Here is an 18,649-nt window from a genome sequence, read left to right on the forward strand (position 1 = left end):
ACTCTTCCGGGAGGCACGGCTGCACTTCGGTCGACGTGGATCACATGGTCACTTCAGGGCACTGCCCTTCTGCCACATGTCCCAGTCGACGTTCCAGCCGCCGTAGCCATTGTTGGCAGGGACGGTGTCCTTGGACTTGATCACGGTGACTGGGTCGCCGTAGTCGACCTGGTCGTAGAACCACTTGGCGTCGGCCGTGCTCATGCCGATGCAGCCGTGGCTGCCGTTCACAACGCCGAACTTTCCTTCGTTCCAGGGAGCGGCGTGCGCGTACGTACCCGACGGGGTGAGCTGGACGTCCCACTTGACCGAGCCGAGGTCGTACGCCTCGGGGCCGAATATGCCGACGGTGGCGGAGTTCATCCGGATGGTGGGGACCTTGCTCAGTACGACCATGGTGCCGTTCCAGGTCTCGAAGGTCTCCTTGCCGGCGGACACTTTCAGTGTCCTGAGCACCTTGCCGTTCTCCTTGACGGTCATCGTCTTCTTGACGACATCGACCGTGCTCACTACGGCCTTGCCGATGGTGAAGTCGATCTCACGCCGCTGGGTGCCGACCAGATCGCCGTTCTCCACGCCGACCAGGTCCATCGTGAACTTCACCTTCGTGCCCGGCTGCCAGTACTCCCTGGGTCGGAAGTCCACACGGTCCTTGCCGTCGCGGTCCTTCATCCAGCTCCACGCGCCCTCGACAGCCGGTGACGAGGTGACCTTGAGTCTGCGTTCGACCACCGCCCTGTCTTGAATGGGCTTGTTGAACACCACCGACACCGGCAGGGCGACTCCGACCGTGTCGTCTGGGCTGACGTTGTAAGTGCCCACGAAGATCTCGTCCTTGCTCACAGTCGTGAAACTGCTGCTGCGGGAGACCTTGCCGCCGTCTGATGCGGCGAGTTGCGCCTTGAGCGTGTAGGCGGTGCCGTACTCCGTGTCGTGGGTCGAGGTCCAGGTGCGGCCGTCGGCGGAAACTTCCCCGTCCAGCTGCTTGCCGCCGGGCCCGGTCACCGTGACCGAGGCCAACTTGCCATCGCCGGCCGTCACGACGAGCGGCTCGTCGGCTATGACTTTCTCACCCTTCACCGTGGGTGAGACCGTGACGGTGGCCGACCCGGCCTTTCCAGCCCCCGAGCCAGTCTTCGAGGGGGACGAGTCCTGTGCCTTGTCGTCGCTCGTCGATCCGGAGGCGGACTGGGAGCAGGCGGTCAGGGTCACGAGTGCGGCCGTGGCGAGGGCCGCGGCGGCGAGCCGCCTGCGCCCGGTCCGCTGCTGCTCAGGCACGGGGCGCCCGCGTCGGCTGTCTTGCACGGTGATCCTCCATCGCGTTTCGTTAAGTACCTTAGTAGACGCTGGCCGCGCGATCCCGGTTCCCGCGCCCGGCGCGGGGGCAACTGTGGCTCCGGCGGAGTCGCCAACGATCTACCAATCTACTTCGTAGGATAAGGTCGCAGTTCCGTAGGACGACAGGTCGCGGCCATCATCGCCGCACGCGTCCACGTGATGCCTCGAGTCAGGGCAGCCCGAGAACACGGAGCGCAAGGCCGACCGCGGGCTTGGGACCGAACGAGGTTGACTTTCGGGGCATCAACACTCCGGCACCAGCGAGTTCGCGCACCAGGGCCTCCGTGGTCGCGGGGAGTAGCAGAGCGGTGCCACTTCCGGGTGCGGCCACGTCCGCGACTGCCTGCTGGACGTCGTGTGAGTACCTCACGGCGCCGGGTAGATCCGGCACAGCCCATACGGTGTCCAGCAGCAGGTGATCACCGACGGCTGCGGGGATCGCAGCCCACTCCCGGGGGCGGGAGGCGAGGGCTTCACGCAATGCCATGGGATCGGGGTCGGTAACCGACCACGCCTGCCCGGCGCCGACCAGGACCAGCTCATTTGGCCCGGGCTTCCGCGGCCCGTCCGGCAGGGACAGGACGCGGGCGACATTGGCCGCCAAGGAGGCCGCCTTCTCCGGGTCCAGTCCGGGTAGCACCCGATGGATCGCGGAGAGCCGCAGAGGGTACGCATTGGTGTCGATCAACAGGGCGAGAGAGTTCCTCCATGGACTGCCGGGTTGTCGGCCGAGGTGCAGGCAAGCGGCGTGGCGGTGGTGGCCGTCGGCAATGAGCGCCCGGCCCCGGGATACGCCGCTGGTCAGCAAGTCAATCTCCTGGTCGTCGTCACAGACCCACAGTGTGTGAGTGATCCCTGCGACACGGACGACCACTGCCGGTGGGCGGCGAATGACGTGCTCCATGACCTGGCCGGCCACTGACTCCATAGCACTGTGGGTCAGCAGCAAAGGCTCCAACTGAGCCCGGAGACCGGACATGTGGGCGGCTCTCTGCTCGACGACCTGAGGAGACACGGCTTCGTGGGGCAGCAGCAGCCGCTCCTCCCGCACGCTGTTGTCTCGTGGCACTGAGAGCTCACCGATCAGGCCGCGTTGCAGGATTCGGGCGCCCCGCTGCTGCTGGTAGACGTAGACGGCGGGCCGCTCGTCGCGTCGTAGCACTCCGCGGTGCAGCCAGCCCCTCAACTGCCGAGCGGTGGCCTGTGGATCTTGTGTGTAGAGAAGGCGTGTCACCTGGTAGGGGTGACCGCGCTGTGATCGCGCCTGCGCCCGTCCGTGATCGTCTTGAGGGGGAGCCACGATACGGGACAGGTCGCCGACAACTCCCTCGTCGTAGCGCACAGCCCGAAAAGCGCGGAGGCGCAGGGATGTCGGCTCCGGCGCAGGAGCAGCTGGGGTGGACATGGATTGCTCCCTGGTGAGTAGCACAGCCCGTCAGGGCGGGCGCCGTTTGGCACCCGCCCTGGGTACAGCAGGCGGATGGATCGGACCGTGGCGGATTGAGCCCAGTCACGTGAGAACGCCGAGTGGCAGGCATGGCGAGGGTCCGCATGGGGCGTCCACGCCGACTCGCCTCTCGGTGCTTTACGGGCCGCGGCCAAGGGCGGGCGGCTTGGTCCGCCCGCCCCGTGGGCCTACGTAATCGGGATCAGGCCGCCGCGGGCTCCGGGTCGTGCGCGCGTACGGGCTCCGAAAGGCGACCGGTGCGGTGCAGTCCGTACAGAGCCGCCGCACAGGCGAGACCGAGGAGGAGTAGCGCGATCCATGGCAACGCAGGCACTCCAGCCGAACGAGCCGCGTCCAGAGACGCTCCCGTGAGCAGGTTCCCAAGGGTGATGCCGACGCCGCAGATGGTGTTGTACAGCCCGTAGTGCGTGGCCACGAGCCGGTCCCCCGAGAGCCGGACGATGGTGTCCATCTCGAAGGGATAGGCGATCATCGTGCCGATGGCCAGGAACAGCGCGGCGAGCGTGGGTGGCACCGCCGCAAGCAGCCACAGCGCGACACCGGACGCCGGGACGGGCACGGCTGTGGCCAGCAGCAGCGGCGCGAACGCCAAGCCCATCACGGTCAGACCCCGGACCAGTGCCTGGCCGGGCTCGTAGCGGGCCTTGCACCAGGCGGTCACCCGCGTCTGGCCGACGATGGTACTCAGTCCGGACGCAGCGAAGAGCAGCGCCACAGCGACCGTGCCGAACTCCCCGTCCCCACCGAGTCGGCGCACTTCCAGGGGCAGGGACAGGTAGATCTGGAATGAGAGGACGTACGAGCCGACCATGGCACCGGAGAAGAGAAGGAAGGGCCGGTTGGCAAGAATGCCGCGCCACTGGGCGAGGACGCCCTCTCGGGCCTGGCCCTCTTCCTTCTCGTTGGTGTCCTTGGCACGCCGGGCCGGTAGAGCGCGGATCTGCACGATGCTCAGCAGCGCGAAGACCCCAGCCGACACCAGACACGTGATGCGGAAGTCCACTCCGGTCAACACCATGCCCACCAGCGGGCCGAGGAGGATTCCGGCCTGGTAGAAGACGTTGAACAACGCGAACGCCTCGACCCGGCGCTCCCCCGCGTCCGCTGCGAGATAGGCCCGGACCGCGGGATTGAACAGTGCCCCTGCGAGCCCGGTCGCCGCGGAGGCGGCGATCAGCGCACCCAGCGAGTCGACCAGGCCGAGCGTCGCGAAGCCGATCGTGCGCAGCACGCACCCGGCCACGATCAGCGGCTTGTAGCCGAGCCGGTCGGCAAGCGTGCCGCCAACGAGGAACATGCCCTGCTGGCTGAAGTTCCTTACCCCGAGGACCAGTCCGACGACCCAACCGGCCAGGCCGAGTGTTCCGGACAGGTGAGCCGCCAGGTAGGGCATGAGCATGTAGAAGCCGAGATTGATGGTGAACTGGTTCACCATCAACAGCTGGACGCTGCGCTCGTACGTGCGTACTTGTGCGAGGGTGCTCTTCACCGGTCCTCCTCCGACGGCTCGGAGAGCGTGAGCGGATCGACCACGGTGGTGCACCGGGTCCAGCGTGTGATCTCCTTCTCGTCCCCGCGGCCGATCGTCTCCGGCTCGGGCGCGGGCGGCGAGTCGAGCAGGCCGTGGGCGGCGCAGTAGTCGTCGTCGAACACCGTCCCGAGGTAGCGCTGCGGGCCATCCGGGAAGATTGCCGCGATGCGCGTGTCGGACGGCACCGTCCGGGCCAGCCACCCGGCGACCAGAGCGACCGCCCCCACGCTCCACCCACCCGTGGCGTAGTGCGAACCGGCCAGCTCTCGGCAGGTCCAGACCGCCTCCCCCGGAGCCACCCAATGCACCTCGGAGAAGTTCTCGTAGGCCACGTTGCGCGGGTAGATGCTGGACCCCAAGCCCCGCATCAGCCGCGGCCGGGCCGGCTGACCGAAGATCGTGGAACCGACGGTGTCGACTCCGACCACCCTCAGCTCTGGATACAGCTGCTTGAGGACCCGGGAGGTGCCGGCGGAGTGGCCGCCGGTGCCCACGCTGCACACCAGGACGTCGATGTGGCCGAGTTCTGTGGCGAGTTCCAGGGCGAGCGGGGTGTAGGCGGTGGTGTTGTCCGGGTTGTTGTACTGGTCCGGACACCAGGACTCCTGGTGCTGTGCCATGAGTTGCTGAACGCGGTCGCGGCGGGCCTGCTGCCACCCCCCGGTGGGGTGTGGTTCGGAGACCACGTTGACCTGGGCCCCGTACGCCGTCAGCAGCCGGGACATGGACATCTCCAGACCCGGGTCGGTGACGAGGGTGACCGGGTGGCCGTAGACCATTCCGGCCAGGGCAAGGCCCAGGCCCAGGGTGCCGCTGGTGGACTCGATGATGCGCGCGCCGGGTCGCAGGTCGCCGCGGGCGCGTGCCCGCTCCACCATGTGCAGACCGGGCCTGTCCTTGATCCCGCCGGGGTTGAACCCCTCCAGTTTGGCCCAGAAGCCACGGTCCGCGGGTGTCAGCGGCTCGGACACCCGCAGCAGCGGAGTGTTCCCCACCAAGCCAGACAAGGCCGAACGGTCCGGTGTGACGGCGGTGTTCATCAGTGGACTCATCTCTTTCGCTCTCGATCGATGAATGCGTCGTGCGTGTTCATCTCGCGCCACGGCCACGAGAGGGGTGGTCAGCCCCGACTCGTGGAGCCGTCGCACGACAGCCACGGATTAGCGGCTGCGTTCGAGAGGTCTAGATGCGCCACCGCGAGGTGCGAGCCAGCTCGATTCGGCCCGTGCGGGCTCCCCGACGCCTGTACGGTCGCCGGCGCACAGGCCATCGATTCACGAGCGCGGAGAGGACGACGAGCGCCGTCGCCCCTACTCCGGCAGGTGAGTAGTCGACGACCTGCGCCGTTGTACGAGCCGCTCCGTCCGCACAACATTCCTCGTCTTCATGTGGTGTGTGCGGTCCGTGGGGGACCGCACCCTTCATCTCCGGCGCGACTGCTACGGACACCGCAGACGTCGACCGGTCCGGGTCGTCTGTCGGCCCGTGTGTAAGGGCGCAGAGGCCGATCACCGCCAACAGGCTTCCGAACAGTAGCGAAGCGAGTCGGCGGCGCCACCGCGAGTCCTTCAGGACCCACCGGATGGATAACCTCGCATCACGGTTTGTCAGCACAAATCCTCCGTGTGCCACCGATTTGACCACGGCAGCGGCCATGGCACAGACAAACGGCAGGCGTGAGTGGGGGGCTTAAGGAGGGCGTCGACGATCCAGCGCGGGATCCGTATCGGCGGAGCGGGATCCTACTCTCGTGACGCGCAGACCGACGTACCACTCGCCCGTCTGAACGGGTGAGCCAGAACGATCGGACGTGTAAGGACTTCGAAATCTAGACCTGTTGGATCACGAAGGATCTCAGGGCCCCTGAGGGCGAGGGATCGGACTCCGGCGCGCCGAGGCACTGGTTGTCAGCGGTTCGCTCGGCGGTGGCCGATTCACTGGTGGAGGCTGCAAAGCACGGCAGCGCAACCACCGGGCCCGGAAGCGGTTGGCCGGCTACACAGTGTTCCCCCGGATGCGACGAACCATGATTGTCACGGCCGTCACCCGTTGCGACAAGGCGAGACGGCGCCTGCGCTCCCGAGGCGTCGTGAGGCTCTACGAACGGCTCGGCAGCGGGTACCGCTGAGCTGGTCACCGAGTGGCTGGGGACACCGTCGGCATGTAGTCCGTGCGTGAACACGACACCGAGGAGCAGCACGGCCAGACCCAGCACAGGCAGTAGCCGACCCGCGGCAGCACGGGCCCGCAGCATGCACGGAGGCGACCAAGCCGTAATCATGCCGTGATACTAGCGGCTCTCGGGCGTTGATCCGTCAAGACTCCGGACGCAGCTCGACAACGCGCCACGCAAATGACTTATTTGCTCTGGCGAGGACTGACAGCAGGCGGCCGCTACCGAGCGCTGAGCACTCCGAAGAAGCGTTCTACTATGGGCTCGCGTAGCACGGCGAAGAGGAGAGAGCGACCATGCGGCGGCTGGGGGAACTCGAAGCGGAGATCATGGACCGCCTGTGGCGTTGGAAGCGTCCGGCGACAGTGCGGGAGATCGTCGACGACATCAACAAGCAGCGCCCGCTCGCCTACACCACCGTGAATACGGTGGCCACCATCCTCTACAACAAGGGCTGGCTGCTGCGCGGCAAAGAAGGCCGCGCCTGGGTGTACACGCCGGTCCGCAGCCGCGAAGAATACTCGGCAGGGCTCATGGAGGAGGCGCTCGGCGCCAGCGAGGACCACCCGGTCGCCCTCGCCCACTTCGTGGAGCAGATGAGCCCCGAGGAGGTCAGCGCCTTGCGCAAGGCGCTGCGCGACGCAGGACGATAGAACCGCTTCCCAGGGCGCAAGCTCGTCCGAACCACCACGCTCCTGCGGCCAGAATTGCGACGGGGACTACTAAGCTACTAAGTTGATAGAGCAGACTGATCGACACCAACGGCACCGCCCGGTGGATGGCCTCGCAGTCTTCCCCGGGTGAAACAGAGGAGTTGTCACAGGATGGGAACCCACCGCCGTCCGAAGCCGCCGAGCCGTTCCCGGCTCGCAGTCCTGGCCGCCGCGGCGGGGACGGTCTCTCTCCTGCCGACTCAGAGTCAGGCCGCACCCAAGCCCTCCATAGACGAAGTGCGACAGCAGGTCGAGGAACTCTACGAGGAGGCGGAGGCCCCGACGGAGGAGTACAACGCCATCCTCGTCAAGAAGGACAAGCTTCAGGAGGAAGCCGAGCGCGCCCAGGAGCAAGTCGCCAGACAGCAACAGGAGATCAACGAACTGCGGGACCAGATGGGCCCGGTGGCCGCCGCGCAGTACCGCGACGGCGGCTTGGACCCGAGCGTCCAACTGTTCCTTTCCTCCGCCCCGGACGACTACCTCGACAAGGCAGCCAGGGTCGATCGCCTGAGTTCGCGTCAGGTCTCCATGTTGAGCAGCTTGGAAGCCAAACAGCGCGAGCTTGCCCAGACCCGTACCGAGGCGGTCAAGAAGCTGAGCGAGGCGGAGAAGGCCCGCAAGCGGCTCGGCAGCAAGAAGGAGGAGATCCAGGGCAAGCTGCGCGACGCCCGAAAGCTCCTCAACAGCCTCACGGCCGAACAGCGTGCCGAACTCAAGGCCAAGGAGGCCAAGGCGGACAAGGCTGCCGGGAACAGCGACAGCCCGGCCGCGTACAACGGCGCCGCCAGCGGGCGTGCCCGTACGGCCATCGACTTCGCCTACGCCCAACTCGGCAAGCCCTACGAGTGGGGCTCGACCGGACCGAATTCATTTGACTGCTCCGGGCTGACCGGCTCCGCGTGGCGCGCGGCCGGCGTCTCGCTGCCGCGCACCGTCATCCAGCAGTACTCGGCGGGACGCAAGGTGGCGAAGTCGGACCTGCAGCCGGGCGACATCATTTACTGGTACAACAACAACCAGCACAACGGCCTGTACATAGGCAACGGCAAGGCCATCCACGCTCCGCGTACCGGGAAGAACGTCGAGATCACTCCCCTCGACTCGATGCCCTTCTTCGCGGCCTCGCGCCCCTGACCCGGTCGAGCCGGAGCAATCGGTCGGGGTTCCTGGCGAGCGAGTGAATCCTGCCCTTGCAGAGAGAGTGGTGCGGGACTTGATGTCTCAGGGTCCGCACGCCACCAGCAGGGGCAGCAGCGGGGCCGCGACCGTAGCCGCCGCCAGGCCCAACCATGTCACGCGATGCGGCCGTGGCTGTGGCGCGAGGATCCGGCGCAGCCTGAGGAGCGCTCCCGCTCCGCCTGCACCGAAAGCAGCCTGCGGTGCGCGGCCTGACGCCACCTCGCACATCGCGGTGGCCAGCACGTCGCGCGAGTGATACCGCAGAGCACGGTCGTCCGCGATCATCTCGGTCAGCAGCCCGGTCTGCTCCTTGGCGTGCCGAGCGAGCGGCAGACCGGGGAAAGCGCGGGAGAACGCGTCCGTGAGCGCGTGCAGCAGGTGATGCCTGCCTTCGATGTGCGCCCGCTCATGCTCCAGGACGGCTCGGAGTTGCTCCTCGGACAAGACGTCCAGGGCGCCTCGGGTGACGACAACCCGACGGCAGCGGCCGGGCAGACAGTAGATGGCCGGGTCTGCGTGGTCGAGGATGGTGGCGTCGTATTCGGGCGCCGGCTCGCCGACGAGGGCCAGAACGTCGAGGTGACGTTGCCGCGCTCGGCGAGCCTGCCACACACAGCGCACGAACCAGCCGATGGGCAGCAAAAGGATCGCGGCAGGAGCTGCGAGCAGCAGGCCGTCCATAACAGTAGGCGTGGGCCCCCCGGGCGGTGCGTCGCCAGAGAGACCGCAAGCGCTGAGGAACCCGACAAGTCCGTCGTGTACATGCTGTTCAGTGAGGACCAGGTGGTAGATCGCGAGCGCGGTGGCGACGACGAAGGTCACCATGAGGCCCTGCCAAGCAAGGACCGCGAGGCCAGGTGCCCGATGAGACCACCGCGCTCGGGCGAGCAACAACGGCGCCACAGTGCCCACCAGGGCCGCGTATCCCACCAGCGCCAAGGGTGTGATCATGCCTCGCTCCGCCTCTTCGCAGCTCGGAGAGCCGAGCGTAGTGCGCCCTCCTCCTCCGGCGTCAGCTGCTCGAGAAAGCTGACCAGGGTTCCAGCCGGGTCCGGATTGTTGCCCAGGGCGTCCTGCATCAGGGAGGCCGTGTACTGCTGGCGAGTGCAGGTGGGCGTGTACACCCAGGCCCGCCCCTCCTTGTGCCGCTTGAGCATGCCCTTGCCATGGAGAATGTCGGCCACCGTTTTGACCGTGCTGTAGGCGAGGGGCCGTCCCTTGTTGATGTCCGTCAGCACGTCGCGGGCGGTCGCCGGACGCCCCCAGGCCCACAGGCGGTACATGATCTCCGCCTCCAGCTCACCCAGCTGACGCACGACCGCTCCCTTCCCTCCCGGAGTGCGAACCCTCCGGTACCAGTGAACGTCCATCGTATTCCGCCGAGCCCGGGTGCCCTACGGGGGCACCGGTGAACGACGCGGCGGCGGGCGCCGGGCATGCTGCCGCCAGACGCAGACGTCGGATGAGGGCGTGCGCGAGCAGCACCAATGACGCGATGGCCAGAACCGGCTGCGCCGGCGCCCAGTAGGAGAGGGCACCACTGACACCGATGGCCATCACTACCAGCTTGTTGCAGATGGGGCAGCCGACGGCGAACGCGGCCAGCGCGCCGGCGAACATCGCCCGGCGCCCTCTGGGGCCCTGGGAGCGTCCCGCGAGGGGCTGCCCCGCATAGGTGGCCGCCAGCAGCCCCATGAGCAACGACGAGGCAGCCCAGACCGGATAGTCCCACCACAGCACCGGAGTCATCCGGGTGTAGAAGTCCGTGGGCACGACCCCGGTCGGCACTCCGACCGCGACGCCCGCGAGGAGGGCCGCAACCACCGCCACCGCCCAGTGACGTGGCGTCCATGTACGCATGCGCCTGCCTTTCCATTCACTTCCAGTACTGCCAAACAGCTTAGTAGGAAAGCGAAGGATTCAGGCCCTGCTCGGTGTCCCGACTCTTCTGGACACTGAGCGGCGGGATGCTTCTCAAGTACCTCCCCCACTCATCGAGGGGCGGTCCCAGCGGCTACGAACAGCGGTAGCGCCAGGAAGAACCGGTCCGTCTCGGCACGGATGCGCTGCTCGCTGATCCACACGTCAACCCGTTCCCGGCTCACAGCACCGGCCGAGCAGGCGCCCTCGGCCAATCCGGTCACCAAGGGCAGCATCGCCGGTCCGGTGAACACACCGGTGTGGACCTCAACGGCTACCTCAGTGAAGCCTGCCTCCAGCAACAGGTTTCGGTAACGTCGCGCCGCCCGAGGGCCCGGCACCAGGTCGGCCCGGGCGCTCACGACGGCGCGGGTGAGCGCCGGGTCGTCGGAGTCGATCACGTACGTGTCCCAGTCCTGCCCGACCAGCACGATCCGGCCGCCCGGGGCGAGGATCCTGAGCGCTTCGTCCAATGCCCTGGCCGGCTCGCTCAGTTCGTGGAACACCTTGTCCGCCCGGTAGCCGTCTACGGTGGCATCGGCGAACGGCAGCTTGTACGCGTCCGCGATCCGGAGATCCGCCCCGGGCCACCGCTGCCGGGCCACCTCGATCATCCGCTCGTCCGGTTCCACGCCGACGGACCTCATACCGATCTCCGTCATCTCGGCCACGGCTCGCCCCGCGCCGCAACCGACATCCACGGCGGTCCTTCCAGGCGCGACGCCCATCAGCTCGTAGGAGCGGCTGCGCAGCGCGGACGCGCCCGGCAACTGCTCGGCGGCGTCAAGCAGTGTGATGAGCTGGTCCGCCCCGTGTTCGTTTCCCTGTTCCTTGGACATGACCGTCAGGCTGCGCCTTAATGTCGGCATGAAGTCAAGCGGTGAAGACGCGACTCTGAGCATCGGCGACCTCGCAGAGCGGTTCGGCCTGGCCACTCACGTCCTGCGCCACTGGGAGACCATGGGACTGATGTCCCCCGTACGCGACGCCGCCGGCCGCCGTCGCTACGGCACCGCCGATCTCACTCGCGTGGCGGTCATCATTCGCGCCAAGGAAGCGGGGCTCTCCCTCGACACCATCCGCTCACTGGCCACCGCCGTCGAACCTGTCGCACGGCGGGTCATCCTCCGCCAGGAGGCCGAGGCCCTGCGATCGCGCATCGCCGCTGCCCAGGCTTCGCTCGAGCTCATCGAATGCGCTCTGGAGTGCGACCACGAAGACTTCACCCTGTGCTCGAACTTCCGGCAGATGATCGCCGAACGCCTCGGACCCGACGTTCCGGTCAGCCTTCCTACGTGAACGTGATCAGACGCTGCAATCACCGAAGCGGATCGCCCGTCGCGCGCGAGCAAGATCTCAGCAGTGGTCAGGACGTCCGTTCGGCCTTCTCCGTCAGCAGGCTGCCGAAGTTCCCGGCCGTGTTGAACCCGGGCGCGGCACCGAAACGGCGTGAGCGCGCGCACCCGCGCCTGTGGTCCGTTCCGGAACGGTCGTGGCACCGCCCCGGAACGGACCTGTGGTCACGCCTCGTAGGCCACCAGCGCCATCATCCCGGCCTCACCGTGGTAGGCGTTGTGGCAGTGCAGCATCCACTGCCCGGGATTGTCGGCGTCGAAGAAGACGGACACGGTCTTCTTCGGCAGCACGATCGTGGTGTCCTTGCGCGGGCCGCCGGTACCGAGTTGGTAGGTGTGGCCGTGCAGGTGCAGGGGGTGCCACATGTCGGTGCTGTTGACGAAGTCGAGGCGGACCCGCTCCCCCTTCCTGACGCGCAGAGGACTCGAGGCAGGGTTCTTCATGTCGAAGCGCTTGCCGTTGATGCCCCAGTCGTACTTGTCCATGCCACCGGTCAGTTCGACGCGGTGGACGCGGTCGGCCTTCTTCGTCTCCAGCCGGACGTCGTCCGCCGCCTTCAGCTGTGCGGCGGTCATGATCATGCCGTTCAGCTCCTTCGGGCGGTCCGTGGGCTTCGGAATTCCGCCGGAGCCCGTGCGGATCACCGCCATCCCGCTCGCGTCCTTGCCCTCGGCGAGCGCGACGAGTGGAAACGTGCCGTCGGCGAGAGTCACCAGGACGTCGTAGCGCTCGCCCATACCGAGCAGCAGGGCATCGACCTCCTGGTGCTGGACCGGGAAACCGTCGGTGTGGGTGATGGTCATCCTGTGGCCACCGAGCGCTACCCGGTACGCCGTGTCGCCGCCCGCGTTGATGATGCGGAGACGAACACGCTTGCCGGGCTTGCCGGTGTAGACGTCGGGGTCCGTCGGTACGCGTCCGTTGATCAGGTGGTGCGGGTACTTGACGTCGCCCGCGTCGCCGCCGAGCAGCTCACTCTCGGCGCCCATGAACATGAACTTCATCGACATGCCGCCGGAGGAGGCGGAGGGGGACGGACTCGCCCCGTCCATGCTCCCTCCGCTCATGTCCATCCCGTCCATGTCGCTCATGTCGTGCCCGCCTGAGGAGGAGCTGGACGACGACTCGCCGGAACCCCCGCCCATGTGCATCCCACCCATCCCCTGCTTGAGCTCGGCGAAGGCCTCATCGGGTGTGCCTGTCACACCGTCCAGCCAGTCGTCGAGGACGAGGACCCACTCATCGTCGTACGAGAGCGGCTCCTTGGGATCCTCGACGATCAGCGGGGCGTACAGGCCGCGGTCGAGCTGGACGCCGACGTGGGGGTGGAAGAAGTACGTGCCGGGGAGGTCGGTGATGAACCGGTAGGTGAAGTTGGAGCCGGCGCGTACGGCGGTCTGCGTGACCGGAGGCACGCCGTCCATGTCGTTGCGCAACGCGAGACCGTGCCAGTGGATGGACGTGGCGGTCCTGTCCGGCAGCTGGTTGGACAGCTCGGCGGCGAGCGTGTCGCCCACGGAGAGGCGGAGCTCCTTGCCGGGCGTCTGACCGCTGAAAGCCCAGGTCTTGGCCCTGGTCCCGCCGCCGAGATCGACCGTGGTGGGGGCGGCCGTCAGGTTGACGTTGTGCACCCGGCCGGTGCCGCGGCGCTTCTTCTCTGCCGCGACCACGGCTGAGCCCGAGGGGCTGACCAGAGCGGGGGAACCGCCGGACCCGTTGCTGCACGCGGCGAGCGCACCGGCACCGGCCACGCCGAGCCCGGCCAGCAGGACAGAGCGACGGTTGATGCTGTTCATGATGGAAGTCCTCTTCTCGATGTGCGTCGATCAGGTGGGCGCTGCGGGCGGCACCTCGCGTTCAGGTGGAGAACGCGGTGGTTGCCCGTGAAGAAGCGGCCTAGATCAGCAATCGGGAAAGGACGGAGAGGTCGGGCGGAGCACGATGGGACACACCCGTGGGAACACCTGTGTGTACCCCATAAGCGGTGTCGGCCCCGTCAATTGCCGATACGCCAGGCGGCGGGGCGAACTTCGCAGTGCTGACATCCCCGGCCGAGCAGTGCCACATGGCCGGGCCCGCGCAGGCGGGGGCGCCACCCGTGCCGGTGGCCGGTGCGGCTGCCTGCTGCACTGCCCCGTGCCCGGACATCGGGGGTTGCACGGTCATCGCCGCGGACCCGTGACTCATGCCAGACATCGAGCTCATGGAGTTCGTGGCGGCCGGCCCCATGACAGTGGTGTCATGGTGAATAAGCAGAGCGACGGCGGCGAGCAACGCCAGAACAGCGCCCCAGGCACCGCGCACTGCGCTGCCACGAGGGATGCCCCACCGGTTCGCCACTGCGGTCATCGCCTTCCGTATCTGCTTCGTTTGGTGGCCGGAGCGGCCACTGTACCCCGGAGGGGTATGGACGATGTTAAGGGACGCCTACTTGGTCGGCAGCCCACCGTAGGAGTGCAATCCCGTAATGAAGATATTCACGCCGTAGTAATTGAAGACGAACGTACTGAAAGCAATCAGCCCGAGGCAGGCGGCGCGGCGTCCCTTCCAGCCGGCCGTGGCACGGGCGTGCAGGTACGCCGCGTAGGCAACCCACGTGATGAAGGCCCAGGTCTCCTTCGGGTCCCAGCCCCAGTAGCGGCCCCACGCAGCCTCGGCCCACACGGCACCCGCGATGACGGCGAAGGTCCACAACGGGAATACCAGGACGTTGAGCCGGTAGGAGAGCTTGTCCAGCGACCCCGCTGAGGGCAGACGCCCCCACACCGTCGCCAGGCGTCCGCCGGCCCGGCCCTTCGCCACCGCCGCCTCCCATCGGTCACGGCCGATGAACAGCAAAGTGACGACCGCCCCGATGTGGAAGACGCCACCGGAGACGATGGCGGCGGAGACGTGGATCCACAGCCAGTAGGAGTGCAGCGCGGGCACGAGCTGGGCACTGTCGACGTACAGAATCGTCACAGCCAGGCCGAGGGTCAGCAGGACCGACAGCAGGATCGGCACAGCCAGCCAGCGGACATTCTTGCGCAGGGCCAGGACGGCCAAGTAGGCGCCGACGGCTGCGAGGGCGAAAGCGGTGGAGAACTCGTACATGTTTCCCCACGGAGGACGTGCCACGGACAGGCCGCGGGTCACGATCGAGCCGGCGTGCAGCACGAACGCCAACAAGGTGAGTGAGACGGAAGTCCGGCCGAGCACATCGGCGCGCGGGCTGTCGCCGGCCGCGCCGTGGCCGCCCGGCGGCGCCTTGCGTCGGACCGTCGTGCTGGTAGGGACCAGCACGGAGGTACTGCCGGGGGTGGTGCCGCCGACCGGAGCGGATGGCTCATCGTCTCGTGCGACGGACCCTGCGGGGTCCGTCGCTGAGGCGCGGGCAATCCTGCCCGTGTTGCCGAAGGCCCACTCGGCGCAGGCTGCGAGGAAGGCCATCAGGTACACAGCGATCGCCGAGTACATGAGCCAGTTGGAGAGCTGGGCCAGCGTCTGGTCCGCGAGAGAGTTGGAATTCACGGGCGTTCCTGAGTGCGGGAGTTGGAGGTGTCGTGACACGCTGCGAGGGTCCGGACGCGAAGTTCGGCGGCGATCTCGCCGACCTCCTCGCCGAGGCGGTCGGATGAGCCGCGCTCCAGCCCCGCGACCTCGATCTCGATGCCGGAGCTGGTATCGGTGCCGGTGTGCGGGCGGACACGTACCCACACGCGGCGGCGGCGTACGAACAGAGAGGCGCACAGTCCGGCGCCCATGGCGACCGAGCTCCACAGCGCCGTGCCGTTGCTGGGGTCACGGGCGACCTGGAAGCCGGCCCACTGCCGGATGCCGTCGAAGCTGAGCGAGCCGGCGCCGTCCGGCAGCGTCATCCTGTCGCCTGGGCGCAGGGCCTTGGCGTAGGGGGTGCCATCAGCGTTCCGGAACTGAGTCGCCCGCTCGGTGTCGAGCTGGTAGACGTTCTGCGGGATCCCGCTGTTCATGCCGAGGTCGCCGTGGTAGGCCGTCAGGACGAGGACCGGGTCGTCGGGGGCAGGGAAGGTGGACACCCAGCCGTTCGCATCGAGTTGCACGGTGGGCAGGAAGAGGCCGGTGAAACCGAGCTGGTCGGGTCTGCCCTTGGCGTCCACCGCGTCCGGGGCCTTGACCACACCCACCGAGCGCAGGTTGTTGTCCTGGGGCAGGAAGGCGACCGGCCCTTTCCATGCCACGTCACCCTTGCCGTCACGAACGGTGACGACGGGAGCGTAGCCGTGGCTGACGAGGAAGACCTTGGTGCCGTTCACTTCGAGCGGTTCGTTGACCCGTACGCGGGCGTCACGCGGGGTGGCACCCTCGGCTGCGGTGTAGCTGATGCGGGCCTCAAAGGCACTGGCGGTGCCACGCTGCGGGCCAGTGGGCTGGTAGGCGGCGTGGAAGCTCTTGAGGCGGAAGGAGAACGGTTCGAGGTCGTCGCCGGTGGCCAGCGTGCCGGGCGTGAAGTCGTCGTACTGGGTGCTTGTGTTGGTAAAGCCGTCACCCTGCAGGATCAGCTTCTGGCCGGTGGTGCCGAACAGGTTGCCGATCGCCAGAGCGACCAGCATCCCGAACAGCGCGAGGTGGAAGACCAGATTCCCGGCCTCGCGCAGGTACCCCTTCTCGGCCGCCACCCAGCCATCGCCGCCGGGTCCGGCAGCGACGCGGAACCGGCGACCGCGTAGGACGTCGACGGCCGCGCGCAACGCGTCGTCGGCGTCGGCTGCCGGAGCAATCCAGTACGTATGTTCCGGCAACCGGGACAGGACGCGGGGTGCGGTCGGCGGGTGGGCGCGCAGAGCGCGCAAGTACTGCCCGCAACGCGGCACGATGCACCCGGCCAGTGAGACGAACAGCAGCAGGTAGACGGCGGCGAACCACGGCGTGGCGAAGACGTTGAAGACGCCCAGCGTGTCCAGCACATTCGACAGGTCCGGGTTGTTCCGACGGAAGTCCGCTGCCTGCGCGGGCTGGCGTTCCTGCTGGGGCACCAGGGAACCGGGCACGGCCGCCAGGGCGAGCAGGAGCAGCAGCACCAGAGCCGTCCGCATCGAGGTCAGCGAACGCCACAGCCAGCGCAGCCAGCCGACCGGTCCGAGTCGCGGCCCGTCCGCAGAGGCGCCCGGTGCGATCGGCGCGTTGTTCGCCTCCAGTTCGTCGGCCGCGGTCCCGAGGCTGGTACCACCGCACCCCTTCTTCTGCGTGACAGAACTCGCAGGGCTACGAATTTCCTTAGCAGTCACGCGACGAGTGTGGCACAGCAAGCCGGTTGCACTTCAGGGCACCCCGGCCGTTACCGCTTTCAGATCTACGCCTAACCTGCTTAGACGGTTACCAGGCCCACTCATGCCTCACGGAACCGAATCCATGAGAAGCTAAGGAGCACCGCCATGGCAGCAGCGCCGCCACGCACCGATCGGCGTTCCGTTCCGCCGGCGCGGAACGCGGCAGGGCGGAGCCATCGCTTCACACGGTCTCTCCGCGTCTGGCGTGCCGTCGCCCTGGCCGCCGCCGCGGGCCTGACCCTGGCGTCATGCGGTTCCGGCGACGGGTCGGGGGCATCGACTGCCTCCTCGCAGCGCGAGAAGTCCGGGTTCACCCAGTACCCAGTTGGCGAACGGCCCGCCGCTCCCGCCATCAGCGGCGAGCTGGTCGGCGGCGGGACGCTCGATCTGGCCGACTGGCGCGGCGACGTCGTTGTGATCAACGTATGGGGTTCATGGTGCGCGCCCTGCCGGGCAGAGGCTCCCGCGCTTAAGAAGATCTCCGATGCGACCCGGAAACTCGGCGTGCGGTTCGTCGGCTTCAACACCCGGGACAACGACTCGGCTGCCATGGCCTTCGAGCGCAACTACGAGATCACCTATCCCAGCCTCCGCGACCGTGACGGTCGACTGGTTCTGCGCTTCGACGGCCTGGTCCCCGTTTCAGCGGTACCCAGCACCGTACTCATCGACCGATCCGGGCGCATCGCCGCCCGGATCATCGGACCGACGACCTACGACACGCTCAACACGGTGGTCCGGGAACTGGCCGCCGAGCAGCCGGACAAGGGAGCGGGCGCATGACTCTGGTCGCCGGCATCGGCGAGACAGTGACGGCCGGTCCGTTGCTGCTCGCCCTTCTCCTGGCGCTCGCCGCCGGGCTCCTGTCGTTCTTCTCCCCCTGCTGCCTGCCGCTGGTACCCGGATATCTGTCCTACGTGGCCGGGATGACGGGCGCGACCGCTTCCGGGCCGACGGATGGGCGGAGTTCCCGCTGGAGGGTGACAGTGGGTGGACTGTTGTTCGTCACCGGGTTCGCGGTGGTGTTCACCAGCTACGGTGCGCTGTTCGGCGGCGCCGGCGCCGCATTGCTGGTGCACCAGCGCACGCTGACCGTCGTACTCGGCGCCTTCACCGTCATTCTCGGACTGCTCTTCGCCGGCGTGCTCGAACGGCTGCCACTCAGCGGGCTCAGCTGGCGCCCGGCCTATCGACCGCGCGCCGGGCTGCTGGGTGCGCCTGTACTGGGGGCGCTGTTCGCGATCGGGTGGACGCCGTGCATCGGCCCCACACTCGCCGCCGTCCTGACGCTGGCCGCCGACAGCGCGAGCGCGGGGCGCGGGGCTCTGCTGTCGTTCACCTACAGTCTTGGCCTGGGCGTGCCATTCCTGGTCGCGGCTTTTTCCTTCAGCGGCGCGGTACGGCGGTTCGCCTTCGCGCGACGGCATGCCCGCGCAGTGATGCGCTTCGGCGGGGCTCTGCTCGTAGTCGTGGGCGTGATGCAGATCACCGGCTGGTGGGGAGAACTGATCGCGAGCATGCAATCACTGGTGACCGGGTTCGAGCTTCCCCTGTAGCCCTGCGCCAGTGACCGGCTGCTCTACACCCATGAGGTGACGCGTCCGGGGCAGTGCAGGACCCGGAGGTGACCGGGCCGCAGGGAACGCTGCCGACCACCGAGCCCGCACACACTGACGAAGCTCT

General features: G+C 67.8%; 16 protein-coding genes. 5 read left to right on the forward strand and 11 right to left on the reverse strand.

The window, feature by feature from the left end; genetic code table 11:
- Nucleotides 1-48 precede the first annotated feature (48 nt).
- The 4 genes from Sco07f_RS22210 to Sco07f_RS22225 form a co-directional block, all read right to left on the reverse strand.
- Entirely contained in the window at nucleotides 49-1,305 is a 1,257-nt protein-coding gene (locus Sco07f_RS22210; RefSeq protein ID WP_108988938.1) for a L,D-transpeptidase, read from the reverse strand.
- A 202-nt stretch (nucleotides 1,306-1,507) separates the two neighbouring features.
- Nucleotides 1,508-2,743, reverse strand: coding sequence for a DUF1015 family protein (locus tag Sco07f_RS22215; RefSeq protein ID WP_108988939.1), 1,236 nt, complete (start codon nucleotides 2,741-2,743; stop codon nucleotides 1,508-1,510).
- A gap of 244 nt (nucleotides 2,744-2,987) precedes the next feature.
- The gene (locus Sco07f_RS22220) at nucleotides 2,988-4,295 is read right to left on the reverse strand and encodes an MDR family MFS transporter (protein ID WP_108988940.1); all 1,308 of its coding nucleotides are present in this window, start codon (nucleotides 4,293-4,295) and stop codon (nucleotides 2,988-2,990) included.
- Nucleotides 4,292-5,389 carry a PLP-dependent cysteine synthase family protein gene (locus Sco07f_RS22225; protein ID WP_167468177.1) on the reverse strand — a complete coding sequence of 366 codons (1,098 nt, stop codon included), beginning with the start codon at nucleotides 5,387-5,389 and terminating at the stop codon, nucleotides 4,292-4,294. The genes Sco07f_RS22220 and Sco07f_RS22225 overlap by 4 nt, the downstream gene beginning before the upstream one ends.
- Nucleotides 5,390-6,806: 1,417 nt before the next feature.
- Between Sco07f_RS22225 and Sco07f_RS22230 the strand changes: the two genes are divergently transcribed.
- Both Sco07f_RS22230 and Sco07f_RS22235 read left to right on the forward strand, forming a co-directional pair.
- Nucleotides 6,807-7,163, forward strand: coding sequence for a BlaI/MecI/CopY family transcriptional regulator (locus tag Sco07f_RS22230; protein ID WP_108988942.1), 357 nt, complete (start codon nucleotides 6,807-6,809; stop codon nucleotides 7,161-7,163).
- Nucleotides 7,164-7,334: 171 nt separating this feature from the next.
- Entirely contained in the window at nucleotides 7,335-8,360 is a 1,026-nt protein-coding gene (locus Sco07f_RS22235) for a C40 family peptidase (RefSeq protein WP_108988943.1), read from the forward strand.
- Nucleotides 8,361-8,447: 87 nt separating this feature from the next.
- Here Sco07f_RS22235 and Sco07f_RS22240 read toward each other — a convergent pair whose 3' ends face one another.
- The 4 genes from Sco07f_RS22240 to Sco07f_RS22255 all read right to left on the reverse strand — a co-directional run bounded on the left by Sco07f_RS22240 (nucleotide 8,448) and on the right by Sco07f_RS22255 (nucleotide 11,164).
- Nucleotides 8,448-9,356: a M56 family metallopeptidase gene (locus Sco07f_RS22240; RefSeq protein ID WP_108988944.1), complete on the reverse strand. Its 909-nt coding sequence runs from the start codon at nucleotides 9,354-9,356 to the stop codon at nucleotides 8,448-8,450.
- A complete protein-coding gene (locus Sco07f_RS22245) occupies nucleotides 9,353-9,721 on the reverse strand; it encodes a BlaI/MecI/CopY family transcriptional regulator (protein WP_108988945.1) in 369 nt (122 codons plus the stop codon). The genes Sco07f_RS22240 and Sco07f_RS22245 overlap by 4 nt, the downstream gene beginning before the upstream one ends.
- On the reverse strand, nucleotides 9,705-10,265 hold the full coding sequence (locus tag Sco07f_RS22250; protein ID WP_108988946.1) for a hypothetical protein: 561 nt from the start codon (nucleotides 10,263-10,265) through the stop codon (nucleotides 9,705-9,707). Before Sco07f_RS22250 ends, Sco07f_RS22245 begins: the two co-directional genes overlap by 17 nt.
- A gap of 131 nt (nucleotides 10,266-10,396) precedes the next feature.
- Nucleotides 10,397-11,164: a methyltransferase domain-containing protein gene (locus Sco07f_RS22255; protein ID WP_108988947.1), complete on the reverse strand. Its 768-nt coding sequence runs from the start codon at nucleotides 11,162-11,164 to the stop codon at nucleotides 10,397-10,399.
- Here Sco07f_RS22255 and Sco07f_RS22260 point away from each other — a divergent pair.
- Entirely contained in the window at nucleotides 11,163-11,624 is a 462-nt protein-coding gene (locus tag Sco07f_RS22260; protein ID WP_374201151.1) for a MerR family transcriptional regulator, read from the forward strand. The two genes, Sco07f_RS22255 and Sco07f_RS22260, sit on opposite strands and share 2 nt — an antisense overlap.
- Nucleotides 11,625-11,845: 221 nt before the next feature.
- Here Sco07f_RS22260 and Sco07f_RS22265 read toward each other — a convergent pair whose 3' ends face one another.
- From Sco07f_RS22265 to resB, 3 genes are all read right to left on the reverse strand, one after another.
- Complete coding sequence (locus tag Sco07f_RS22265; RefSeq protein ID WP_108988948.1) at nucleotides 11,846-13,477, reverse strand: multicopper oxidase family protein; 1,632 nt, start codon at nucleotides 13,475-13,477, stop codon at nucleotides 11,846-11,848.
- Between the two features lie 631 nt (nucleotides 13,478-14,108).
- The gene (gene ccsB, locus Sco07f_RS22270; RefSeq protein ID WP_108988949.1) at nucleotides 14,109-15,191 is read right to left on the reverse strand and encodes a c-type cytochrome biogenesis protein CcsB; all 1,083 of its coding nucleotides are present in this window, start codon (nucleotides 15,189-15,191) and stop codon (nucleotides 14,109-14,111) included.
- Entirely contained in the window at nucleotides 15,188-16,924 is a 1,737-nt protein-coding gene (gene resB / locus Sco07f_RS22275) for a cytochrome c biogenesis protein ResB (RefSeq protein WP_159106971.1), read from the reverse strand. Before resB ends, ccsB begins: the two co-directional genes overlap by 4 nt.
- A gap of 147 nt (nucleotides 16,925-17,071) precedes the next feature.
- Between resB and Sco07f_RS22280 the strand changes: the two genes are divergently transcribed.
- Together Sco07f_RS22280 and Sco07f_RS22285 are read left to right on the forward strand one after the other, a co-directional pair.
- Nucleotides 17,072-17,749 (forward strand): TlpA family protein disulfide reductase, encoded by a 678-nt coding sequence (locus tag Sco07f_RS22280; RefSeq protein WP_108988951.1) that lies wholly within the window; start codon nucleotides 17,072-17,074, stop codon nucleotides 17,747-17,749.
- Complete coding sequence (locus Sco07f_RS22285) at nucleotides 17,746-18,522, forward strand: cytochrome c biogenesis CcdA family protein (protein ID WP_108988952.1); 777 nt, start codon at nucleotides 17,746-17,748, stop codon at nucleotides 18,520-18,522. The genes Sco07f_RS22280 and Sco07f_RS22285 overlap by 4 nt, the downstream gene beginning before the upstream one ends.
- Nucleotides 18,523-18,649: the final 127 nt, after the last annotated feature.

This window comes from Streptomyces coelicoflavus (genome assembly GCF_003112555.1).
GTDB classification, from domain to species: domain Bacteria; phylum Actinomycetota; class Actinomycetes; order Streptomycetales; family Streptomycetaceae; genus Streptomyces; species Streptomyces coelicoflavus.